The organism is Gammaproteobacteria bacterium (genome assembly GCA_035279405.1).
Classification (GTDB): domain Bacteria; phylum Pseudomonadota; class Gammaproteobacteria; order Natronospirales; family REEB76; genus REEB76.
Genome location: DATEHU010000033.1, coordinates 24,817 through 44,916 on the forward strand (window position 1 = coordinate 24,817; position 20,100 = coordinate 44,916).

The window sequence follows — 20,100 nt, forward strand, 5'->3', positions numbered from 1 at the left end:
GCGGCGCCTGCAACGAAGGCCATGGCTCCGGCGGCGAGCACTGCACCGACGGCCACCACAAAGCACTGATAACAGCTGGAATCTGATCCGGTTTTAGAGACCGGAGGGATTTTGGGCCGTCCATTTCGGGCGGCTACGGTGTTTGTCACAGGGGCAGGCTGTCAGCAGCCTGCCCTTTTTATTGATCCTGAGACTCAAGAAGCCAAGGCCTGCTCCAGATCGGCGCGCAGGTCGTGGACATCCTCAACCCCCACCGACAGGCGCACCAGCGAGTCGCTGATGCCAAGTGCCTTGCGCGCCTCCGGCGGTACCGAGGCATGCGTCATGATGCCAGGGTGTTCGATCAGGCTTTCCACACCGCCCAGGCTTTCCGCGAGCGTGAACAGCTTGCAGCGCTCCAGGAAACGGCGCGCTTCCGGCTCGCCACCTTTGAGGAAAATCGTGAGCATCCCGCCCCCGGTGCGCATCTGCTTTTTGGCGAGCGCATGCTGTGGATGACTGGGCAGGCCCGGATAAATAACGCGCTCCACCTGCGGGTGTTTTTCCAGCCAGCCGGCCAGCTCCAGTGCGTTGCCGCCATGGCGCTCCATGCGCAGCGCCAGCGTTTTCAAGCCGCGCAGTGCCAGGAAACTGTCGAACGGCCCGGCCACCGCACCCACGGAGTTTTGCAGGAATGCCAGCTGTTCGGCGAGTTCGGGGCGCGCGCCCACCACCAGCATGCCGCCCACCATGTCGGAATGCCCGTTGAGATACTTGGTGGCCGAGTGCATCACGATGTCAAAGCCGCGTTCGACAGGCCGCTGGTTGTAGGGCGAGGCAAAAGTGTTGTCGCATACCGTCAGCAGCCCGTGGTGGCGCGCGACTTCCGCGATCATGTCAAGATCCACCAACTTCAGCATTGGATTGGTCGGCGTCTCGATCCAGATCATTCGGGTTTCCGGCCGGATGACGGCTTCGAGGATCTTGCGCTCGCGCACATCCACGAAGCTGAATTTCAGGCCCGCCGAGCGCTTGCGCACCCGCTCGAACAGCCGGTAGGTGCCGCCGTACAAATCGTCCATGGCGATCACATGGCTGCCGGAATCCAGCAGCTCCAGCGCCGTGGCGGTGGCCGCCATGCCGGATGCGAACGCGAAGCCGCGCGCGCCGCTTTCCAGATTCGCAACGCAGCGTTCGTAGGCCATGCGCGTCGGATTCTGGGTGCGCGAATACTCGTAGCCCTTGTGCTTGCCGGGACTTTCCTGTGCGTAGGTGGAGGTCGCGTAAATCGGCTGCATAACCGCGCCGGTCGAGGGATCCGGCGTCTGGCCGGCATGGATGGCGCGCGTGGCAAAACCCGGTTTTGTGTTTGATGTTTTCATGGTCATGGGCCTGGTTGATTGTAGGAGCGGCGATCTCCGCCGCGAAACAAGCGGTCAATGCTGCAAGCGTAAGCGATTGAGCAGGTCGCTGCGCGTTACCAGCCCGAGAAATTCCTCGCCGTGCATGATGGCCGCGGCGGTTTTCCCTTCCAGCAGTGTGAACAAGGCTTCCGGTGCCTGACTCGCGGCAATACGCGGGAAATCCGCGTCCAGTGCCACGCGCACGTCCTGGGTAAAGCCGCGTGCATCGCCGCGCACTGCATGAATCAAGTCGTTTTCTGTGACTGCGCCGAGGAACTTGCGGCCCTCGATCACCGGTAATTGCGAGATGCCGTTGTTGCGCATGCGTGTATGCGCGGTGGCCAGCGTGTCCGCGGGACCCACGTACACCGTGGCGCGTTCCCAGTAGGGCCGACCCACGTAGTCGCCCAGGTCGCCGCGCCGCGGCCGCTCCATGAATCCCTGCTCGATCATCCAGAAATCGTTGTAGAGCTTGGAGAGGTACTTGTTGCCGGTATCCGCACCGATGGTCACGACACGCTTGGACGTTTTCTGCGCTCGGCAATAGCGCAGCGCCGCCGCAATCAGCGTGCCGGACGAAGAACCGAGCAGCAGACCTTCCTGCTTCAACACTTCGCGCGCCGTGGCGAACGCCTCGCTGTCCGGAATGGTGTAAGCGTGCTTGACCACCGACAGGTCGCAGATATCCGGTACGAAATCCTCGCCGATGCCCTCCACCAGCCACGCGCCCTTGGGTCCAAGCTTGCCGGTGCGCAGGTAGTCCGCCAGCACCGATCCCTGCGGATCGGCGAGCACCATCTCCACCTGTGGTGCGGCCTTGCGGAAGAAATGGCCGATACCCGTAAGCGTGCCGCTCGAACCCACCCCCACCACCACGGCATCGAGCTTGTGCTCCATCTGCTCCCAGATTTCCGGGCCGGTGGTGGTTTCATGCGCCTTGACGTTGTCAGGATTGCCGAACTGGTTGATGAAGAACGCACCCTGCTCCGCCGCCATGCGCCGCGCGAGGTCCTGGTAGTACTCCGGATGGCCCTTGCTCACATCCGAGCGCGTGAGCACCACTTCCGCACCCATGGCGCGCAGATTGAAGATTTTTTCCTGGCTCATCTTGTCGGGAATCACCAGGATCAGCCGGTAGCCCTTCTGCGCCGCGACCAGCGCCAGGCCCAGACCGGTGTTGCCGGCGGTGGCCTCGATGATGGTGCCGCCGGGTTTCAGGTCGCCACGCTTTTCGGCTTCCGCAATCATCACCAGCCCGATGCGATCCTTGATGGAGCCGCCGGGATTGAGCAATTCGAGCTTGAGAAACAGCCGGCAGGGTCCGGCATCCAGGCGTTTGAGTTCCAGCATGGGCGTGCGTCCGACCATCTCCAGCACGTTCGCATAGACTTTCATGTGGTTTCCGGTCCGCAATGTGCGCCGCCAATTGCAGGCGCTATTGTACGGAAGCGCTTAAAATAAGCCCACTTCAGCGGCGAAAAACATGGACGCCAGCGTAGCCACCTTGTTGCACACGGCCGGCACCCGGCTTGCCAAAATCAGCGCCACGCCGCATCTGGATGCGGAGTGCCTGCTGGCGCACGTGCTGCAAACACGCCGCAGCCACCTGTTTGCACACCCGGAGCAATGTGTTGAGCGCAACACCTTGCGTCAGTTTGCACGGCTGGTAGGTGCACGCAGCCAGGGCCGGCCGGTGGCGTATCTGACCGGCGAGCGCGAGTTCTGGTCCCTGAATCTCAAGGTCAATCGCGCCACGCTGATCCCACGACCGGAAACCGAAATTCTGGTGGAGCAGGCTCTGCTTTTGGTGCCGACCGCTGCGCGCTGGCCTCTGCTGGACCTCGGTACCGGCAGCGGCGCGATCGCGCTGGCGCTCGCCAAAGAACGCCCGCAATGCCTGGTCACGGCTACCGATATCAGCCGCTCAGCGCTGGCTGTGGCGCGGGAAAACGCCGCGGCCCTGGGAACAGCCAATGTGGAATTCCTGCGAGGTGAATGGTTCGCGCCCCTGCCCGGCCGGCGCTACCGCGTAATCGTTTCGAATCCGCCCTATGTGCCCGACGGTGATCCGCATCTGGATGCCGGTGATCTCCGCTTCGAACCGCAGCGCGCACTCAACGGCGGATCCGACGGCCTGGCGATGATCCGCAAGATCGTCCCGCAGGCGCCGGCACACCTCGATCCCGGCGGTGTGCTCATGCTTGAACACGGCCACGATCAGGCCGCACGCATGCGCGAGCTTTTGTCCGCCGCGGGTTTCAGCGGGATACAGACATACCGCGATCTGGCCGGCACTGAGCGGGTCAGCGTCGGCCGGATGGCAGCTTGAACAACTTCACCCACAGCTTCGGAGTCCTTCCATGATTCAATTGACCACCAGCCTCGGCGACATCACCCTGGAGCTTGACGCTAAAAAGGCGCCTATCAGCGTGGAGAATTTCCTGGCCTACGTGGACGAAGGCTACTACGATGGCACCGTATTCCACCGCGTGATCCCCAGGTTCATGATCCAGGGCGGCGGCTTCGACTCCGACATGCGGCAGAAGAAAACCCGCGCGCCCATCCAAAACGAAGCGGCCAACGGTCTGACCAACGCGCGTTACAGCATCGCCATGGCGCGCACTTCCGACATCCACAGCGCCACCAGCCAGTTCTTCATCAACGCGGCGGACAACGCCTTCCTGAATCACGGCGGCCGCGACTTCGGCTACGCGGTATTCGGCAAGGTCGTCAAGGGTACGGAAATCGTGGACAAGATCGCCGGCGTCAAAACCGGCCGGCACGGTCCGCACGGCGACGTGCCGGTGGAACCGGTCGTCTTGTTGTCCGCCAAACGTCAGCCCTGAACGCAGCCGCAGGGTTCAAGCGCAGCGACGGCAATTTCCTCCTTAAAGATCGGCGTGTCATGAACGACCGCGATTACAAACTGCGCTACAGCCGCCATTTGGCGCTGCCGGAGTTCGGCGCAGCGGGCCAGGAAAAACTCAGGCAGGCACGCGTGTTGATTGTCGGCCTGGGTGGACTCGGTTCACCCGCGGCGCTGTATCTCGCCGCGAGCGGCGTGGGCACGCTCATGCTCAATGACTTCGACCGCGTGGATTTGTCGAACCTGCAACGCCAGATTCTGTACTCCAGCGCCGACATCGGCCGCGAGAAGACCGCGGCTGCCGCCGCTACGCTCACTGCGCTCAACCCGGACTGCCAATTGGAGCTACTGGACCAGAGGCTTCAAGGTGCTGAACTGGAAGCGGTTGTCAACCGGGCCGATATCGTGCTCGACGGCAGCGACAACTTCGGCACGCGCTTTGCGGTGAACGCGGCCTGCGTCAAAACCCGGACGCCCCTGGTTTCCGGTGCTGCGATCCGTCTGGAAGGTCAGGTCACGGTGTTCGATGCGCGCGATGCCGCGAGTCCCTGTTACGCCTGCGTGTATCCGGAAGCGGGCGAAGAACTGGAAAACTGTCGCAGCAACGGCATTCTTGCGCCCGTAGTGGGTGTGATCGGCAGTTGCATGGCGCTGGAGGCCGTAAAACTCATCGCCGGCGTGGGCGCGCCGCTTACCGGCCGGTTGCTGCGACTGGACGCCAGGAGCGGCACGCTGTCCATGACCAATATAAAGAAGGATCCGGCATGTCCGGTGTGCCGCTCACGCTAGATCCGGCCGCAGGCCAGCGGCTCGAAGCTTATCTGCACGCACACATACCGCTGGTGCACCACATGCAGGTGCGGGTGGACACCTGTAATGCAGCCGGCCTGACGCTGAGTGCGCCGCTGGCCGCCAACCTCAACCATGAGGGCACCGCCTTCGGCGGCAGTCTCGACAGTCTCGCCATGCTCGCCTGCTGGGGGCTGGTATGGCTGTTGCTCGAACACGAACCCGCGGTGCATATCGTTGTGGCCGAATCGCGCATGCAATTCCTGCGTCCGGTCACGGACACATTGGTCGCACGCTGTGCGCTTCCGGAGGCCGCGGCACGCCAGACATTTATCCAGACCCTGCAGCGCCGCAACAAGGCGCGCCTTGAATTGCAGGCCGAGATAACTCGACCCCACGCGGTATGCGCGAAATTTGCAGGTTACTTTGTCGCCCACCGGAATACCGCCCGTGGCGGATGACACGCTGCGGCTGCCGCGGACGCTGGTGAATCAACTGCTGCGTCAGGCGCAGCGGACCGCCGGGCTGGCACAAGGCTTCGTGCTCCGCGATGGTCGCGGCCGTTACCAATGTGAGCCGCTCCCAGCCAATGCCGATCTGCACGCAGCCGCACTGCAGGCACGCGCGCATGCGCCGCTGGCGTATTACCGCAGTTCCAATACGCCGCTGCCATTGTTGGCAGATGCGCAAACGGCGGCGCTCGCGGATTGCACCGGATTGTTCCTGGATATCGCGCTCGATACCAAGGGTGTGCTGCAGTTGCGTGGCTGGCGGCTGGCGGGCGGTCACGTGACACCGCTCGAAGTCACCATCACGGAATCGGCGCAGTCCGGCCTTGCGAAGTAGGCATCGCGGCTGACGCTGCTCCCGGAGAACCGGAATCTGCCGCGACCTGCGGCATCACCGCGCTGTGCGTTTCAGTGCAGCTGCCCGGGTGTTGTGGCCATGGGCGCAGACGCAAACAGGCCCTCCACGTCCACTTTGTCGAAGTCATAACCGCGTCCGCAGAATTCGCAGTCCACGTGTACCTTGCCGAATTCGCGCAGCACATCGCGCACTTCCGCCTCGCCCAGCGCACGCAAGGTGGTTTCGATGCGCACACGCGAGCATTGGCAACGGAACGCGACGGGCGCGGCGCCGAACAGGCGCACGTCGTCCTCGTGGTACAGCCGGTGCAGGAGTTCCTGCGCCGACAGAGTGCCAAGCTCGGCGGGTTTGAGCGTGTCGGCCAGCACCGTCACGTGCTGCCAGGCATCGGCAGCCGGATCGCGTCCCGGCACGGTCTGCAACAGAAAGCCGCTGGCCGGCCCGTCCCCGGCATACAGCCACAGGCGCGTGGGCAGCTGTTCGGAACGCGCGAAGTAGCCTTCCAGTGAGGCCGCCAGACTGTCGCCTTCCAGCGCCACGATGCCTTGATAGCGCTCCACCTGGCGGGTCTGTTCGATGGTGAGCGCCAGCTGTCCGTCACCCACGAGTTGGCGGAAGCCGGCATCCTCGGCAAGTTCTCCGCGCCAGTGCGCCAGCCCGCGCAGGTGCAACCCGCTGGTGCATTGCACCACCAGCAAATGCACCGGACCGCCACCGCGGATCTGCAAGGTGAGAGCGCCCTCGTATTTGAGCGTCGCGGACAGGAGTGCCGCCGCAGCCAGGGCCTCGCCCAAGAGCTTGCGCACCGGCTGGGGATAGTCCTGGTGTTGCTGAATCGCGCGCCAGCTGGCATCGAGATGCACGTGGCGGCCCTGCACCGGCAACTGCTCGAAGATGAATCGCCGCAGCGTGTCGTGCTCGGCAGCGGAGTCGTTGGGCGATTGAAGCGCGAAACTTGGCATGTGGCTGTTTATGGGGCCATCATCGGGCGGTTTCAATACGCGCGCCAACTCAACCCGCGAGCTTGCGCCTCAGCAGTTCGTTGACCTGCTGCGGATTGGCCTTGCCCTTGCTGGCCTTCATCACCTGGCCGACGAAGAACGCGAACAACTTGTCCTTGCCGGCGCGGTAAGCGGCCAGCTGCTCGGGATTGGCCGCCATGACTCCGTCAATGACTTTCTCGATGGCCGAGCTGTCGGTGATCTGCGTGAGACCACGCCCGGCGATCACCGCGTCGGCCTCGCCCTCGCCGGCCCACATGGCCTCGAACACTTCCTTGGCAAGCTTGCCGGACACGGTGTTATCCAGCACGCGCTTGATCAGGCCGGCCAGTGTCGCGGCACTGACCGGGCTCGCGCTGATGTCCTGATTGCCGCGATTGAGTGCCGCCGCGAGTTCGCCCATGACCCAGTTGGCACAGACTTTCGGCTCGCCACCCGCGGCCTTGACCACCGCTTCGTAGTAATCCGCGAGCTCGCGGCTCGCGGTCAGCAGTCCGGCGTCGTAACCGGACAAGCCGTATTGTCTGGCAAAGCGCTGTCGCTTGACATCCGGCAATTCCGGGAGGGTCTCGCGCACCGCCGCGATGAGCGCCGGCGCGATCTCCAGCGGCAGCAGGTCCGGATCCGGGAAATAGCGGTAGTCGTTGGCCTCCTCCTTGCTACGCATAGAGCGGGTTTCGTTCTTTTTGGAATCGTACAGCCGCGTTTCCTGCACCACCTGGCCGCCGCTTTCCAGCACTTCGGCCTGGCGCCCGATTTCGTAGTTGATGGCCTTCTCCACGAAATGAAACGAATTGATGTTCTTGAGTTCCGCGCGCGTGCCGAATTTCACTGCGCCTTTGCGCCGCAAGGACACATTTGCGTCGCAGCGAAACGAGCCTTCCTGCATGTTGCCATCGCAAATGCCGAGATAGCGCACCAGCATGTGGATCTTCTTCATGTAGGCCACGGCTTCCCGGGCCGAGCGCATGTCCGGCTCCGACACGATCTCCAGCAGCGGCGTACCGGCGCGGTTGAGATCAATGGCGGACACCCCCTCGAAACCCTCGTGCAGCGACTTGCCGGCATCCTCCTCGAGGTGCGCGCGCGTGATGCCGATGCGCTTGCTCTCGCCGTCCGCGAGCTCGATTTCCACGCTGCCCCGGCTCACCACCGGCAACTCGTACTGGCTGATCTGATAGCCCTTGGGCAGGTCGGGATAGAAGTAATTCTTGCGCGCGAATACCGAGCGCGGCGCGATCGTGGCGCCGATGGCCAGCCCGAACTTCACCGCCATGCGTACCGCCTCCTGGTTGAGCACCGGCAGCACGCCTGGATAGCCCAAATCCACCAGGCACGCCTGGGTATTCGGTGTAGCACCAAAGGCCGTGGATGCACCCGAGAAGATCTTGCTCCGGGTCAGTAGTTGGGTATGGATCTCAAGCCCGATGACGGTTTCCCATTCCATTTAATCGTTCTCTAATTTGGGCGTGGCCAATGCAAACTCAGGATTTCAATCTCGGGCCTTTGGTGAGGAGTGAGGGGTGAGGCGAGAATCACAAAAGCTCTGACTCCTCACAGGCGGCGTAGCCAGCGGCCTCACGCCTAACATCCTCACTCGAATCCCTTCGGGATTCGAGTGTGCCAGTCCGTTGCGCGCTGGTATTGGTGCGCGGCGGCCAGCATGCGCGCCTCGTCGAAATAATTGCCGATGATCTGCAGGCCGACCGGCAGGCCGTCCACGAAACCCATGGGCACGGACAATCCGGGCAGACCGGCCAGATTCACGCCATTCGCGTAGATGTCATTGAGATACATGGTGACCGGATCCTCGGTCTTTTCGCCGAGCTTGAACGCCGGTGTGGGCGTGGTCGGACCCATGATAAGGTCCACATTTTTGAACGCTTCGAGGAAATCGCGGCGGATCAGCGCCCGGGTCTTCTGGGCCTTGAGGTAATAGGCATCGTAATAGCCGGCGGACAACACATAGGTGCCGGTCATGATGCGGCGTTTGACTTCGGCGCCGAAACCCTCGCCGCGGCTGCGCGTATACAGGTCCATCAGGTCCACGGGATTCTCGCAGCGGTGGCCGTAACGCACGCCGTCGAAGCGCGACAGGTTGGACGACGCCTCGGCCGGTGCCACCACGTAATAGGTGGGCACCGACAGGCCGAAGTTCGGCAGGCTGACATCCTGCACGCGCGCGCCGAGCTTCTTATATATAGAGAGTGCCGCCTGCACCGCCTGGCCTACACGGGCATCCAGCCCGGCGTCGAAGAATTCCCTGGGCACGCCGATGCGCAGACCCTTGAGCGGTTGCTGCAGCGCCGCGGTGTAATCCGGCACCGGCCGGTCCACGCTGGTGGAATCGCGCGCGTCAAACCCCGCGATCACAGAGAGCAACAGAGCACTGTCTTCCGCGGTATAGGTGATCACGCCGGCCTGATCCAGACTCGAGGCGAACGCGATCATGCCGTAGCGCGATACGCGCCCGTAGGTGGGTTTGATGCCGGTCAGGCCCACGAGTGCCGCCGGCTGGCGGATGGAGCCGCCGGTGTCGGTGCCGGTGGCCGCGGGTGCGAGGCGCGCGGCCACCGCTGCCGCCGAACCGCCGGAGGAACCGCCGGGCACGCGCGTCCGGTCCCAGGGATTTTTCACCGCTCCGTAAAAACTGGTTTCGTTGGACGAGCCCATGGCGAATTCGTCCATGTTGGTCTTGCCGAGCAGCACCGTACCCGCCTGCTTCAGGCGCGTCACGATGTGCGCATCGTAAGGCGCGATGAAGTTGTCGAGCATCTTCGAACCGCAACTGGTCTTCACGCCCGCAGTGCAGAAAATGTCCTTGTGCGCGATGGGGACGCCCGCGAGCGCACCCGCGTCGCCTTTCGCCAGCTGCGTATCCGCAGCGCGCGCCTCGGCCAGCGCCGGCTCCCGCAACACGGTGATCCAGGCGTTGAGCTCAGGGTTGAAGCGCTCGATGCGCGCGAGATAGCCGCGCGTCAGTTCTTCACTGGAGATTTTGCGCGCCTTGAGGTCGCGTACCAGCTCGGTCAGGGTTTGAGTGTGCATACTGCAAATTCGAACATTCAAAAGATCGTACACAAAACTTGTGGGAGCGGCGGTCCCCGCCGCGATTTCATACCAGTTACTCGATGATCTTGGGCACGATGTACAGGCCGGCCTGCACCTGCGGTGCATTCTGCTGGAACACATCGCGTTGGTTGGTCTCGGTAACGGCGTCCTCGCGCAGGCGCTGCGCCATGTCGAGCGGATGCGCCATGGGTGCGATGTCGCCGGTGTCGGCCTTGTCGAGCTGCGCCACGAACTCCAGGATGCGCGACAGGTTGCGGGCGTACTGCGCAATGTCCTGCTCGCCGACGGCAAGGCGCGCCAGGCGTGCAATGCTCCTGACCTCGGCGGGGGTTAACGCCATACTCGTGCTCCATGGAGTGACCCGGAGAAAATCCGGTGATTTTCAGCAAATTATGCCATGAACCGGCTTGCCGCCACCGGCCGCCGTTGTTAGAGTAATGCGCCATTTAACCGGGACCGTGATCCCGAGCGACCAAAACTCAAAATGCCCATGTTCAAAAGCATGCGTGGATTCTTTTCCACCGATCTGTCCATAGACCTCGGCACCGCCAACACGCTGATCTACATGCGCGGCAAGGGCGTGATTCTCAACGAGCCCTCGGTGGTGGCGATCCGCGAAGAGCCGGGACGCGGCAACAAGGTCATTGAGGCCTACGGTGCCGACGCCAAGCGCATGCTGGGGCGCACGCCCGGCAACATCGTCGCCATCCGTCCGATGAAGGACGGCGTGATTGCCGACTTCACGGTCACCGAGCAGATGCTCAAGCACTTCATCCGCAAGGCGCACGGCAACCGTTACTTCCGGCCCACGCCGCGTGTGCTGGTGTGCGTGCCCTACGGGGCCACACAAGTGGAGCGGCGCGCGATCCGCGAATCCGCCGCCGGCGCCGGCGCGCGCCGCGTGTACCTGATCGAGGAACCCATGGCCGCGGCCATCGGCGCCGGCCTGCCGGTGCACGAGGCCAAGGGTTCGATGGTGCTCGACATCGGCGGCGGCACCTCCGAGGTCGCGGTGATTTCCCTGAACGGCATCGTGTACGCCGCGTCGGTACGCATCGGCGGCGACAAATGCGACGAGGCCATCATCAGTTACGTGCGCCGCAACTACGGCACGCTCATCGGCGAGGCCACCGCCGAGCGCATCAAACACGAAATCGGCTCGGCTTACCCCGGCAAGGAACTGCGCGAACTTGAAGTCAAGGGTCGCAATCTGTCGGAAGGCGTGCCACGCACGTTCGTGCTCAACAGCAACGAGATCCTGGAGGCCCTGCAGGAGCCGCTGGCCGGCATCGTGGGTGCGGTACGCACTGCGCTGGAGCAGACTCCGCCGGAACTCGGCTCCGACGTGGCCACCAACGGCATCGTGCTCACCGGCGGCGGCGCGCTGCTGCGCGACGTGGACCGGCTGCTGCGCGAGGAAACCGGCTTGCCGGTGATCCTGGCCGACGATCCGCTCACCTGCGTGGCACGCGGCGGCGGCAAAGTTCTGGAACTTATTGACGAATTCGGCCCGGAGACTTTTGCCGTCGAATGACGGCGCCCGCCGCACTCGCCACGCTTGTGCGGCGCTTGCAGCCGCCGCCCGCTCCCCGGAGAATCATGGCCGCACCAGCGGCGCCTGAACTGCGCCCGGAGACCGGTTTGCCTGCTCTGCTGTTTCCCATCCGCGTAGGCGGCCGCAAATGCGGCCGCACGGTCTGACGCGCATGCTCAGACTGCACCGCCTGCAGCGTGCGCCAAGATTGTTCACGCGCAATCCCGCGGGTGCATTGCGTACTCTGCTGTTGATTGCCGCGTGTATCCTACTGATGTTTTACGACCACCAGCGCGGCCACTTGGCGCGGGTGCATGCCGCGCTCTCCACCGTGGTCTATCCCATTCAGGCGGCCGTAAACGCGCCGTACGCAGTGGCCAACTGGGCCGGAGAGAAACTGTCTACCCACGGCACGCTGGTGCGTGAAAACACCGCCCTGCGCCAGCAGTTGCTGGCGGACTCCGCGCAGTTGCAACAATTCCAGGCGCTGCAACAGGAAAACGCCAGCCTGCGCGACATGCTGCAGGCTGGCAAGCGCGTGAACGGACACGTGATGGCCGCCACGCTGCTGGCCGTGGACATGGACCCCTTCCGCCACGTGATGACCATCGACAAGGGTACGCGCGCCGGGGTGTTTGACGGCCAGACGCTGCTCGATGCGCGCGGCATCGTCGGCCAAGTCATCCGCGCCGATCCGTGGTCGTCGGAAGCCGCGCTCATCACCGATCCCAATCAGGCCATACCGGTGCAGATCAACCGCACCGGTTTGCGCACCCTGGCGGTCGGCGGCGTGGACGTCGACGCGCTGTCGCTGCCCTATCTGGCCAACAACGCCGACGTGCAGGTGGGCGATCTGCTGGTGACCTCGGGTCTCGGCGGACGCTATCCCGCCGGCTATCCGGTGGCGGTGATCACACGCGTGCAGCGCAATCCGGCGGAACCGTTCGCCAGCGTGAGTGCCCGGCCGGTCGCCGAACTGAACGGCGGCCATGCGGTATTGCTGTTTTTCCCCGCGGTTACGCCGCCCGCAGTACCGCCGCCGCCGGAACGCAAGGTAAAAACTCCCCCGCGGAAGAAGCCGCGATGAACTCCGTATTGCACCGCCGCGCCAACTGGGTCATCGTCCTCACCTATGTGGTGGCGCTGCTGCTCAGCATCTGGCCGTTGCCGGATTGGGCGGAACCGTTCCGCCCGGCCTGGCTGTTGCTGACCACGGTTTTCTGGTGTCTGTTCCTACCCAACCGCGTAGGATTGCTGGTGACGTTCTGCGCCGGCATTCTCTTCGACACGCTCACCGGCTCGCTGCTCGGCGAGCATGCACTCGCGCTGCTGTTGGTCGCCTGGGTGACACTCAAGCTGCACCTCCAGATCCGCGTCTATCCCTGGTGGCAACAGACGCTGGTGGTGTTGCTGCTGATGCTGCTCTACACCTTCGTGCTTTTCTGGATTGACGGCATGCTCGGCTTCAGCCAGGGCGCGCTGCTGCGCTGGATGCCGGTGCTGATCACCACCCTGCTGTGGCCCTGGACCATGCAGCTCCTCGGCATGTTGCAGCAGCGCTTCCAGGTCAGTTGACGTGGCGCGTATCCGCATCCGCAACGAATGGCTGGAGCGCCATCAATTCAGTCTGCGCGTCATCGTGGTGGGCAGCATCGGGCTGATCTTGATGCTGGCGGTGGTGGCGCGGCTGTTTTACCTGCAGATCGTCAGCCATCAGCACTACGCGACCCTGGCCGAAGGCAACCGGCTGCGCAGCGAGCCGGTGATGCCGCCGCGCGGCCTGATCTACGACCGCAACGGCGTGCTGCTGGCGGAAAACCGCCCCAGCTATGAACTCGACATCACGCCGGAACAGGTGCCGAATCTCAAGGCCACGCTCGCGGCGCTCGGCAAGATCGTCGACATCCGGCCACAGGATCTGAAGCAATTCGACGACCTGCTCAAGACCAAAAAACCGTTCCAGCCGCTGCCGATACGCACCAATCTGTCCGACGCCGAGGTGGCACGCTTTGCCGTGAACCGCCAGGATTTCCCGGGCGTGGACATCCGCGCCACGCTCAGCCGCTATTACCCGCTGGGTGCGGTAACCGCGCACGTGATCGGCTACACCGGCATCATCAGCCCGGACGAACTCGCCAAGCTGGATCCCGAGCAGTACATAAGCACCTCGCAGGTCGGGAAGATCGGCATCGAAGGCGCTTATGAAAGCCTGCTGCACGGATCCGTGGGCATCCGCCAGGTGGAAACCGACGCCCAAGGCCGCGCGGTACGCATCGTCTCGCGCACTGCGCCGGTGCCGGGCAAAAGCCTGTATCTCAGCCTGGACGTACGCCTGCAGGAAGCCGCTGAGAAGGCGCTGGGTGACAACAGCGGCGCGGTGGTGGCCATAGACCCGCGCAACGGCGAAGTGCTGGCGCTGGTGAGCACGCCGTCCTTCGATCCCAATCTGTTCATCGGCGGCATCAGCCCGGCGGATTTCGCCAAGCTCAACAGCGACCCGATGCAGCCGCTGTTCAACCGCGCGCTGCGCGGCCAGTATCCGCCGGGTTCCACCATCAAACCGTTCCTGGCGCTTGCCGCGCTCAACTACAAGGTGGTGGAACCCTTCAAGAACCTCATGTGCCCCGGCTACCTGTACGTGTCTCCCAATCCGCATCCGTACCGCGACTGGAAAGCCGGCGGTCACGGCGAGATTGACCTGCCGAACGCCATCACCCAGTCCTGCGACGTGTACTTCTACACCGTCGCCATGAAGCTCGGCATCGACCGCATCCATCAGTACCTCACCACGCAGCTCGGCTTCGGTGAACCGAGCGGCATTGACCTCATGGGCGAGCGCGACGGCGTGGTGCCCTCGCCGCTGTGGAAACGCCAGACGCAGCATCAGCCGTGGTATCTGGGCGACCTAGTGATCATCGGCATCGGCCAGGGGTATCTGCTGGTGACGCCGCTGCAACTGGCCGACGGCGTGGCGACGATTTCCATGCGCGGCCAGCGCTACGTTCCGCACCTGCTGGACGCCATCGGCGATCCGCTCTCCGGTGCCATCACCGACACCCAGCAGCATGCGTTGCCACCCGTGGAGGAATCCTATGCGGGTGCCTGGAACATTGTGGTGCAGGCCATGAAAAACGTGGTCGCCACCTGGCAGGGCACGGCACACAGCATCGGCATCGGCGCCAAGTACAGTATTGCCGGCAAGACCGGCACCGCCCAGGTTTACCGCAAGCGCCTCGGGGTATTCGGCGAAGAAAGCGAAGCCGACATTCCCAAAGCGCTGCGCGACAACGCACTGTTCATCGCGTTCGCGCCGGTCAACGATCCGCGTATCGCGGTAGCCGTGGAAGTGGATCACGGCGGAGGCGGAGGCGCCACCGCCGCGCCCATAGCACGCGCGGTTATGGACGAGTATCTTTTGCATGAACTCCCCAACGCGCCCAAGCCGCCATGATGTTCAGCTTCCTTGCCCCCGCTGCGCCCCGCGGTGATGTCAGCCTCGGTGAACGGGTGCTGCAGCGCCTGCACCTCGACGGCCAATTGCTGCTGGCGCTGGTGATCCTGGCGCTCGCCGGACTTGCGATTCTCTACGGCGCCAGCAACCAGGATGCCGGCCTGGTGTACCGGCAGTCGGTGCGCGTGGCCGTATCGTTTGTGGTGCTGCTGCTGGTCGCGCAGATCTCGCCGCAGGTCCTGCGCTTGTGGTCGCCATGGCTGTTCGCGCTCGGCCTGCTGCTGCTACTGTTCACGCTGCATTCCGGCCACATCGGCCGCGGTGCGCAACGCTGGCTGAGCCTCGGAGTGGTGCGCATCCAGCCGTCCGAAATCATGAAGGTCGCCGTGCCCATGATGGTCGCATGGTACCTGCACGACCGGCCGCTGCCGCCCAACTGGAAACAATTGTTTCCACTCGCGGCCATGATTTTCATTCCCGTGCTGCTGGTCGCGATCGAACCGGATTTGGGCACGGCGCTGCTGATCCTGAGCGCCGGCGCCTTCGGCGTATTTCTGGCCGGGCTGCGCTGGCGCGTGATTCTGCTCATCGCCCTGGCGCTGGCGATCACCACGCCCATCGTCTGGCACTTCATGCACGGCTATCAGCGCGAACGCCTGCTGAGCTTCCTCGACCCGCAACGCGATCCGCTGGGCGCGGGTTACCATATCATCCAGTCGCAGATCGCAATCGGCTCGGGCGGGGTGTTCGGCAAAGGCTGGCTGCACGGCAGCCAGTCGCAACTGGACTTCCTGCCGGAAAGCTCCACGGATTTCATCTACGCCGTGCTCGGCGAACAATTCGGTTTCATCGGCGCGATCGTGCTGCTGGCCATGTACGGTTTCATCATTGCGCGCTCCTTGCTGATAGCGTTGCGCGCCCAGGACACTTATTCGCGGCTGCTGGCCGGCGCACTCAGCATGGCGCTGTTCACTTACGTGTTTATCAACAGCGGCATGGTCTCCGGCATCCTGCCGGTCGTGGGCGTGCCGCTGCCGCTGGTGAGCTACGGCGGCAGCTCGCTGGTGACGCTCATGGCCGGTTTCGGCATGCTCATGAGCATCCATTCGCACCGCAAGCTGCTCGCGACATGAAGCGCGCGTGCACTCCGGCAACATTCATGTTGCTGGCCGCAGGCGTGCTGCTGGCCGGTTGTGCCCACCTGGTCAAGCCACCGCCCGCGGTGCCGCGGCACCCCGTACCGCCCACACCGGCGCCAGCGGTACCTGCCGATTACACAGCGCGCGCCGAGGTGCAGGCGTTCATCGCCAAACTGGTGCAACAGCACGGCTTCGAACGCGCCTGGCTGGAAAAAACCCTGGGCGCGGCGCAGAAAAACGACAATATTCTCGCCGCCATCGCCAAACCGTACGAAGCCAAACCCTGGTATCAGTATCAGCCGCTGTTCGTGAACAACTCGCACATCAAGGCGGGTGTCGAATTCTGGAACGCGCATGCCGCGCTGCTTGATCAGGTGCAGACGCAATACGGCGTACCGCCTGCCATCGTGGTGGCCATCCTGGGTGTGGAAAGTTTTTACGGCCGCCAGAAAGGCGGCTATTCGGTACTCGATGCGCTCAGCACGCTGGCCTTCGACTACCCGGCGCGCGCAAGCTTTTTTCAATATGAACTCGAACAATATCTGCTCATGTGCCGCGCCGGGCACCTGGATCCGCTCAGCCTGAGCGGCTCCTACGCCGGCGCCATGGGCGCGCCGCAATTCATGCCGGACAGCTACCGGCGCTACGCCGTGGCCTTTGACGGCCACGATCCACCTGACATCTGGAATGACTGGGCCGACATCATCGGCAGCGTGGCCAATTACCTGCACCTGCAGGGCTGGCAGCCGCAGGGACTGGTGGCGGTGCCGGCAGCCGTGCCCTTGGTGATTGCCAATCCGCCCGCCACACTCACGCCCACTACCGTGGGTGCGCTGCGCACCGCGGGTGTAATGACCAGCACGGGATTGGCAAATGACACGCCGGCGATGCTGGTCGCGCTGCAGTTGCAGGACGGCACGCAGTACTGGCTGGGGCTGGACAATTTCCGTGCCATCCTGCAGTACAACAGGAGTCCCCTGTATGCGATGGCCATCTACGATCTGGCGACGCGCATCAGCCAAGCGCGCGCATTGGCAGGCCAGAGTGCGCCGCCCTGAAGCCTGCGCAGTGCTGGCGGCATTGCTGCTGCTTAGCGGCTGCGCGCAATTCCCCGCGCAGGATCATGGCCCGGCCAATCCTGTGGACCTGTCTCACATACCGAACGCGGTCCCCCAGTTCGTGACGCCGAGCCGTTACGGCAATGCCTCGCCGTACACCGTCAATGGCCAGACGTACAGCGTACTGCCGAACTGTGCGGGCTACCACGAGCGCGGTATCGCCTCCTGGTACGGCAGCAAATTCCATGGCGGGCGTACTTCCGACGGCGAGACCTACGACATGTTCGCCATGACCGCGGCCAGCAAGGAACTGCCCCTGCCCTGCTACGTGCGGGTCACCAATCTGCAGAACGGGCAAAGCGTGATCGTCAAGGTCAACGACCGCGGCCCGTTTGTCGCCAACCGCATCATTGACCTGTCCTACGCCGCGGCCGCGCGCATCAGCATGCTCGGCACCGGCACCGCGCTGGTGGACGTGAACGCGGTCACCCCGGGTGAACCGCAGCCGCCCACCGGACCGGGCAGTAACCTGCCGCCACCCGTAGGCGCCTCACCCGTGCCGGCCGCGACCGGTATGGCCAGCCAGCCGCAGCTCTTCGTGCAGGTCGGCGCGTTCGCGACCGAGAGCAACGCTACGCGCGTGCTCGCGCGCCTGCGCGCCGCTTCCGTCAGTCCTGCTTTTATCCTCGCGGAAGTCCAAAACGGCATCACGCTTTACAAGGTGCGTATCGGCCCCATCTCCGACGTTACTCACGTGGATGCACTCACCGCGCAACTCGGCACCCTGGGATTTAGCGACGCCCAAGTGGTGATTCCGTAACCCGAAATCGTGGGCTTATTCCACCTGTCGGGTTAAAATTGCGCCCCCGGCCGGCGCAAACCGGCCGCCTTTTCGCCCGCCTGATCCGACGAGGTGATGTCTTGAGAAGCCAGCGTTTTGTCGCTTACGCACTGGGTTTGTCGTTTGTCTTTGCCGGTGCCGCGCAGGCGCTGCCCATTCCCGCGCCACCGCAGTTCCAGACCAAGAGCTACGTGCTCATGGACGCGAACAGCGGCCAGGTGCTGGCCGCGAGCAATCCGGACCTCAAGACCGAACCCGCCAGCCTCACCAAGCTCATGACTGTGTACGTGGTATTCAACGCGCTCAAGGACGGCGTGATCAGTCTCGACACGCCGGTCAGCATCAGCGTCAAGGCCTGGCGCATGGGCGGCTCACGCATGTTTGCCAACGTGGGCAGCCAGGTAAGCGTGGAAAACCTGTTGCAGGGTGTAGTCGTGCAATCCGGCAACGACGCCGCCGTGGCGCTGGCCGAACGTGTCGGCGGCAGCGAAGACAGCTTTGTGGGGCTCATGAATGAGTACGCCAAAAGGCTGGGGATGCAAAACACCCACTATGTGGATGCCTCCGGCCTGACCAACGATCCGGCCCATCACACCTCGGCACGCGACCTGGCGCTGCTCTCGCAGGCCATCATCAACCAGTTTCCGGACTATTACCGGCGGTTCTTCTCCGAAAAGAGCTTCACTTGGGATCGCATCACCCAGCCGAACCGCGTATCGCTGCTGTTCACCGATCCGTCTGTGGATGGCCTCAAGACCGGCTTCACGGATTCGGCCGGCTACTGCATGGTGGTCTCGGCGCTGCGCAACGGCATGCGCCTGATTGCCGTGGTCATGGGCACGCCCTCGGAAAAAGCCCGCGCTATTGATGACGAAGCGCTGTTGAATTACGGCTTCAATTTCTACGAAACCCACCGGCTGTACGCCGCCGGTACGGCGGTCACTCAGGTCAGGGCCTGGAAGGGCGCGGACCGCCGCGTGCCGGTGGGCGTGATGCACGACCTGTTCGTCACCATTCCCAAGGGAACGTACAAGCAATTGTCCGCCAGCCTGCATGCGCGCGCGGGCCTGGTGGCACCGATCGCGGCGGGTGCGCCGGCCGGCCAGATTGAGGTGAGCTACGACGGCAAGACGCTGCTGGATGCGCCGCTCTATACCTTGCACGCCGTGCCAGCGGGCAACATTTTCCGGCGCATCATAGATAGCGTGCACCTGTGGTTCACGAAAAAAGATAATGGCTGAACCGCTGGCGCACGCTTACTTCAACGGCAATTACCGGCCGCTCACGGAAGTACGCATCTCACCGCTCGACCGCGGCTTCCTGTTCGGTGACGGGGTGTATGAAGTCGTCCCCGCATACGCGGGCCGGCTGTTCCATCTGCCCGCTCATCTGCAACGGTTGCAATCCAGTCTGGACGGCATCCGTTTGCATAATCCGCATTCCGCGGATGAATGGTCCACGCTGCTGAATCAACTGGTGCAGAAAAACGGCGGCGGCGACCAGGCGCTGTATCTGCAAGTCACGCGTGGCGCCGACCGTGGCCGCGATCACGGCTTCCCGCAGGGCATAGCGCCTACGGTATTCGCCATGTGCGCGCCGCTCGCGCCGCTGCCCGCGGAGCTGCTGCAACACGGCGCGCACGCCATCACCCTCGAAGACATCCGCTGGCGGCGCTGCGACATCAAAACCACGGCACTGCTGGGCAACGTGCTGTTGCGCCAGACGGCGGTGGAAGCGCATTGCAACGAAGCCCTGCTGGTACGCGACGGCTACGCCACCGAAGGCACCGCCAGCAGCCTGTTCATCGTCCAAGACGGAGTAATTCTCACGCCGCCCCGGAGCCAGGATCTGCTGCCGAGCATCACCCGCGACGTGGTGCTGCAACTAGCGCACCAGCAGCATTTTCCGTACCGGGAAGCGCGTATTCCCGCCGCGCAGGTCCGTAACGCCCAGGAAATCTGGTTTGCCAGCTCCACCCGCGAGGTGTACGCAGTCACTGAACTGGACGGCCAGGCGGTCGGCGACGGCCGGCCGGGAGCGCTTTGGCGGCGCGTGTACGATCTGTTCCAGCAGCACAAACGGCAACTGGCCGCGGCCTGA

The 20,100-nt window shown here is 63.8% G+C and carries 20 protein-coding genes; 14 read left to right on the forward strand and 6 right to left on the reverse strand.

The window, feature by feature from the left end:
• Positions 1–194: 194 nt before the first annotated feature.
• Both VJR90_06695 and VJR90_06700 read right to left on the reverse strand, forming a co-directional pair.
• On the reverse strand, positions 195–1,361 hold the full coding sequence (locus VJR90_06695) for a PLP-dependent aspartate aminotransferase family protein (GenBank protein HKV97153.1): 1,167 nt from the start codon (positions 1,359–1,361) through the stop codon (positions 195–197).
• Between the two features lie 54 nt (positions 1,362–1,415).
• A complete protein-coding gene (locus tag VJR90_06700; GenBank protein HKV97154.1) occupies positions 1,416–2,777 on the reverse strand; it encodes a pyridoxal-phosphate dependent enzyme in 1,362 nt (453 codons plus the stop codon).
• A gap of 88 nt (positions 2,778–2,865) precedes the next feature.
• Between VJR90_06700 and prmC the strand changes: the two genes are divergently transcribed.
• Genes prmC through VJR90_06725 form a run of 5 tightly spaced genes read left to right on the forward strand, consistent with a single transcriptional unit; the run spans position 2,866 to position 5,883 of the window.
• Positions 2,866–3,711 carry a peptide chain release factor N(5)-glutamine methyltransferase gene (prmC, locus tag VJR90_06705; GenBank protein HKV97155.1) on the forward strand — a complete coding sequence of 282 codons (846 nt, stop codon included), beginning with the start codon at positions 2,866–2,868 and terminating at the stop codon, positions 3,709–3,711.
• Entirely contained in the window at positions 3,665–4,228 is a 564-nt protein-coding gene (locus tag VJR90_06710) for a peptidylprolyl isomerase (GenBank protein HKV97156.1), read from the forward strand. Before prmC ends, VJR90_06710 begins: the two co-directional genes overlap by 47 nt.
• A 59-nt stretch (positions 4,229–4,287) precedes the next feature.
• On the forward strand, positions 4,288–5,037 hold the full coding sequence (gene moeB / locus VJR90_06715) for a molybdopterin-synthase adenylyltransferase MoeB (protein ID HKV97157.1): 750 nt from the start codon (positions 4,288–4,290) through the stop codon (positions 5,035–5,037).
• Entirely contained in the window at positions 5,013–5,498 is a 486-nt protein-coding gene (locus VJR90_06720; GenBank protein HKV97158.1) for a YiiD C-terminal domain-containing protein, read from the forward strand. Before moeB ends, VJR90_06720 begins: the two co-directional genes overlap by 25 nt.
• A complete protein-coding gene (locus tag VJR90_06725) occupies positions 5,488–5,883 on the forward strand; it encodes a hypothetical protein (protein ID HKV97159.1) in 396 nt (131 codons plus the stop codon). The genes VJR90_06720 and VJR90_06725 overlap by 11 nt, the downstream gene beginning before the upstream one ends.
• Before the next feature lie 71 nt (positions 5,884–5,954).
• On the opposite strand, the gene hslO is transcribed toward VJR90_06725, so the two are convergent.
• From hslO to gatC, 4 genes are all read right to left on the reverse strand, one after another.
• A complete protein-coding gene (gene hslO, locus VJR90_06730) occupies positions 5,955–6,866 on the reverse strand; it encodes an Hsp33 family molecular chaperone HslO (protein ID HKV97160.1) in 912 nt (303 codons plus the stop codon).
• Positions 6,867–6,915: 49 nt separating this feature from the next.
• Positions 6,916–8,352, reverse strand: coding sequence for an Asp-tRNA(Asn)/Glu-tRNA(Gln) amidotransferase subunit GatB (gene gatB / locus VJR90_06735; GenBank protein ID HKV97161.1), 1,437 nt, complete (start codon positions 8,350–8,352; stop codon positions 6,916–6,918).
• Positions 8,353–8,498: 146 nt separating this feature from the next.
• Positions 8,499–9,953 (reverse strand): Asp-tRNA(Asn)/Glu-tRNA(Gln) amidotransferase subunit GatA, encoded by a 1,455-nt coding sequence (gene gatA, locus VJR90_06740; GenBank protein HKV97162.1) that lies wholly within the window; start codon positions 9,951–9,953, stop codon positions 8,499–8,501.
• A 76-nt stretch (positions 9,954–10,029) separates the two neighbouring features.
• Positions 10,030–10,317 (reverse strand): Asp-tRNA(Asn)/Glu-tRNA(Gln) amidotransferase subunit GatC, encoded by a 288-nt coding sequence (gene gatC, locus VJR90_06745; GenBank protein ID HKV97163.1) that lies wholly within the window; start codon positions 10,315–10,317, stop codon positions 10,030–10,032.
• Positions 10,318–10,467: 150 nt separating this feature from the next.
• Here gatC and VJR90_06750 point away from each other — a divergent pair, with 150 nt between their 5' ends.
• From VJR90_06750 to VJR90_06790, 9 genes are all read left to right on the forward strand, one after another.
• Positions 10,468–11,511, forward strand: coding sequence for a rod shape-determining protein (locus tag VJR90_06750; protein ID HKV97164.1), 1,044 nt, complete (start codon positions 10,468–10,470; stop codon positions 11,509–11,511).
• Between the two features lie 172 nt (positions 11,512–11,683).
• A complete protein-coding gene (mreC, locus tag VJR90_06755) occupies positions 11,684–12,598 on the forward strand; it encodes a rod shape-determining protein MreC (GenBank protein ID HKV97165.1) in 915 nt (304 codons plus the stop codon).
• Complete coding sequence (gene mreD / locus VJR90_06760) at positions 12,595–13,086, forward strand: rod shape-determining protein MreD (GenBank protein ID HKV97166.1); 492 nt, start codon at positions 12,595–12,597, stop codon at positions 13,084–13,086. Before mreC ends, mreD begins: the two co-directional genes overlap by 4 nt.
• Position 13,087: 1 nt before the next feature.
• A complete protein-coding gene (gene mrdA, locus VJR90_06765; GenBank protein ID HKV97167.1) occupies positions 13,088–14,962 on the forward strand; it encodes a penicillin-binding protein 2 in 1,875 nt (624 codons plus the stop codon).
• Positions 14,962–16,095: a rod shape-determining protein RodA gene (gene rodA, locus VJR90_06770; protein HKV97168.1), complete on the forward strand. Its 1,134-nt coding sequence runs from the start codon at positions 14,962–14,964 to the stop codon at positions 16,093–16,095. Before mrdA ends, rodA begins: the two co-directional genes overlap by 1 nt.
• 26 nt (positions 16,096–16,121) lie before the next feature.
• Positions 16,122–17,159 (forward strand): lytic murein transglycosylase B, encoded by a 1,038-nt coding sequence (mltB, locus tag VJR90_06775; protein ID HKV97169.1) that lies wholly within the window; start codon positions 16,122–16,124, stop codon positions 17,157–17,159.
• Positions 17,146–17,979, forward strand: a complete 834-nt coding sequence (locus tag VJR90_06780; protein ID HKV97170.1) for a septal ring lytic transglycosylase RlpA family protein — start codon at positions 17,146–17,148, stop codon at positions 17,977–17,979. The genes mltB and VJR90_06780 overlap by 14 nt, the downstream gene beginning before the upstream one ends.
• A 101-nt stretch (positions 17,980–18,080) precedes the next feature.
• Positions 18,081–19,241 carry a D-alanyl-D-alanine carboxypeptidase family protein gene (locus VJR90_06785; GenBank protein HKV97171.1) on the forward strand — a complete coding sequence of 387 codons (1,161 nt, stop codon included), beginning with the start codon at positions 18,081–18,083 and terminating at the stop codon, positions 19,239–19,241.
• Positions 19,234–20,100: a D-amino acid aminotransferase gene (locus tag VJR90_06790; protein HKV97172.1), complete on the forward strand. Its 867-nt coding sequence runs from the start codon at positions 19,234–19,236 to the stop codon at positions 20,098–20,100. The genes VJR90_06785 and VJR90_06790 overlap by 8 nt, the downstream gene beginning before the upstream one ends.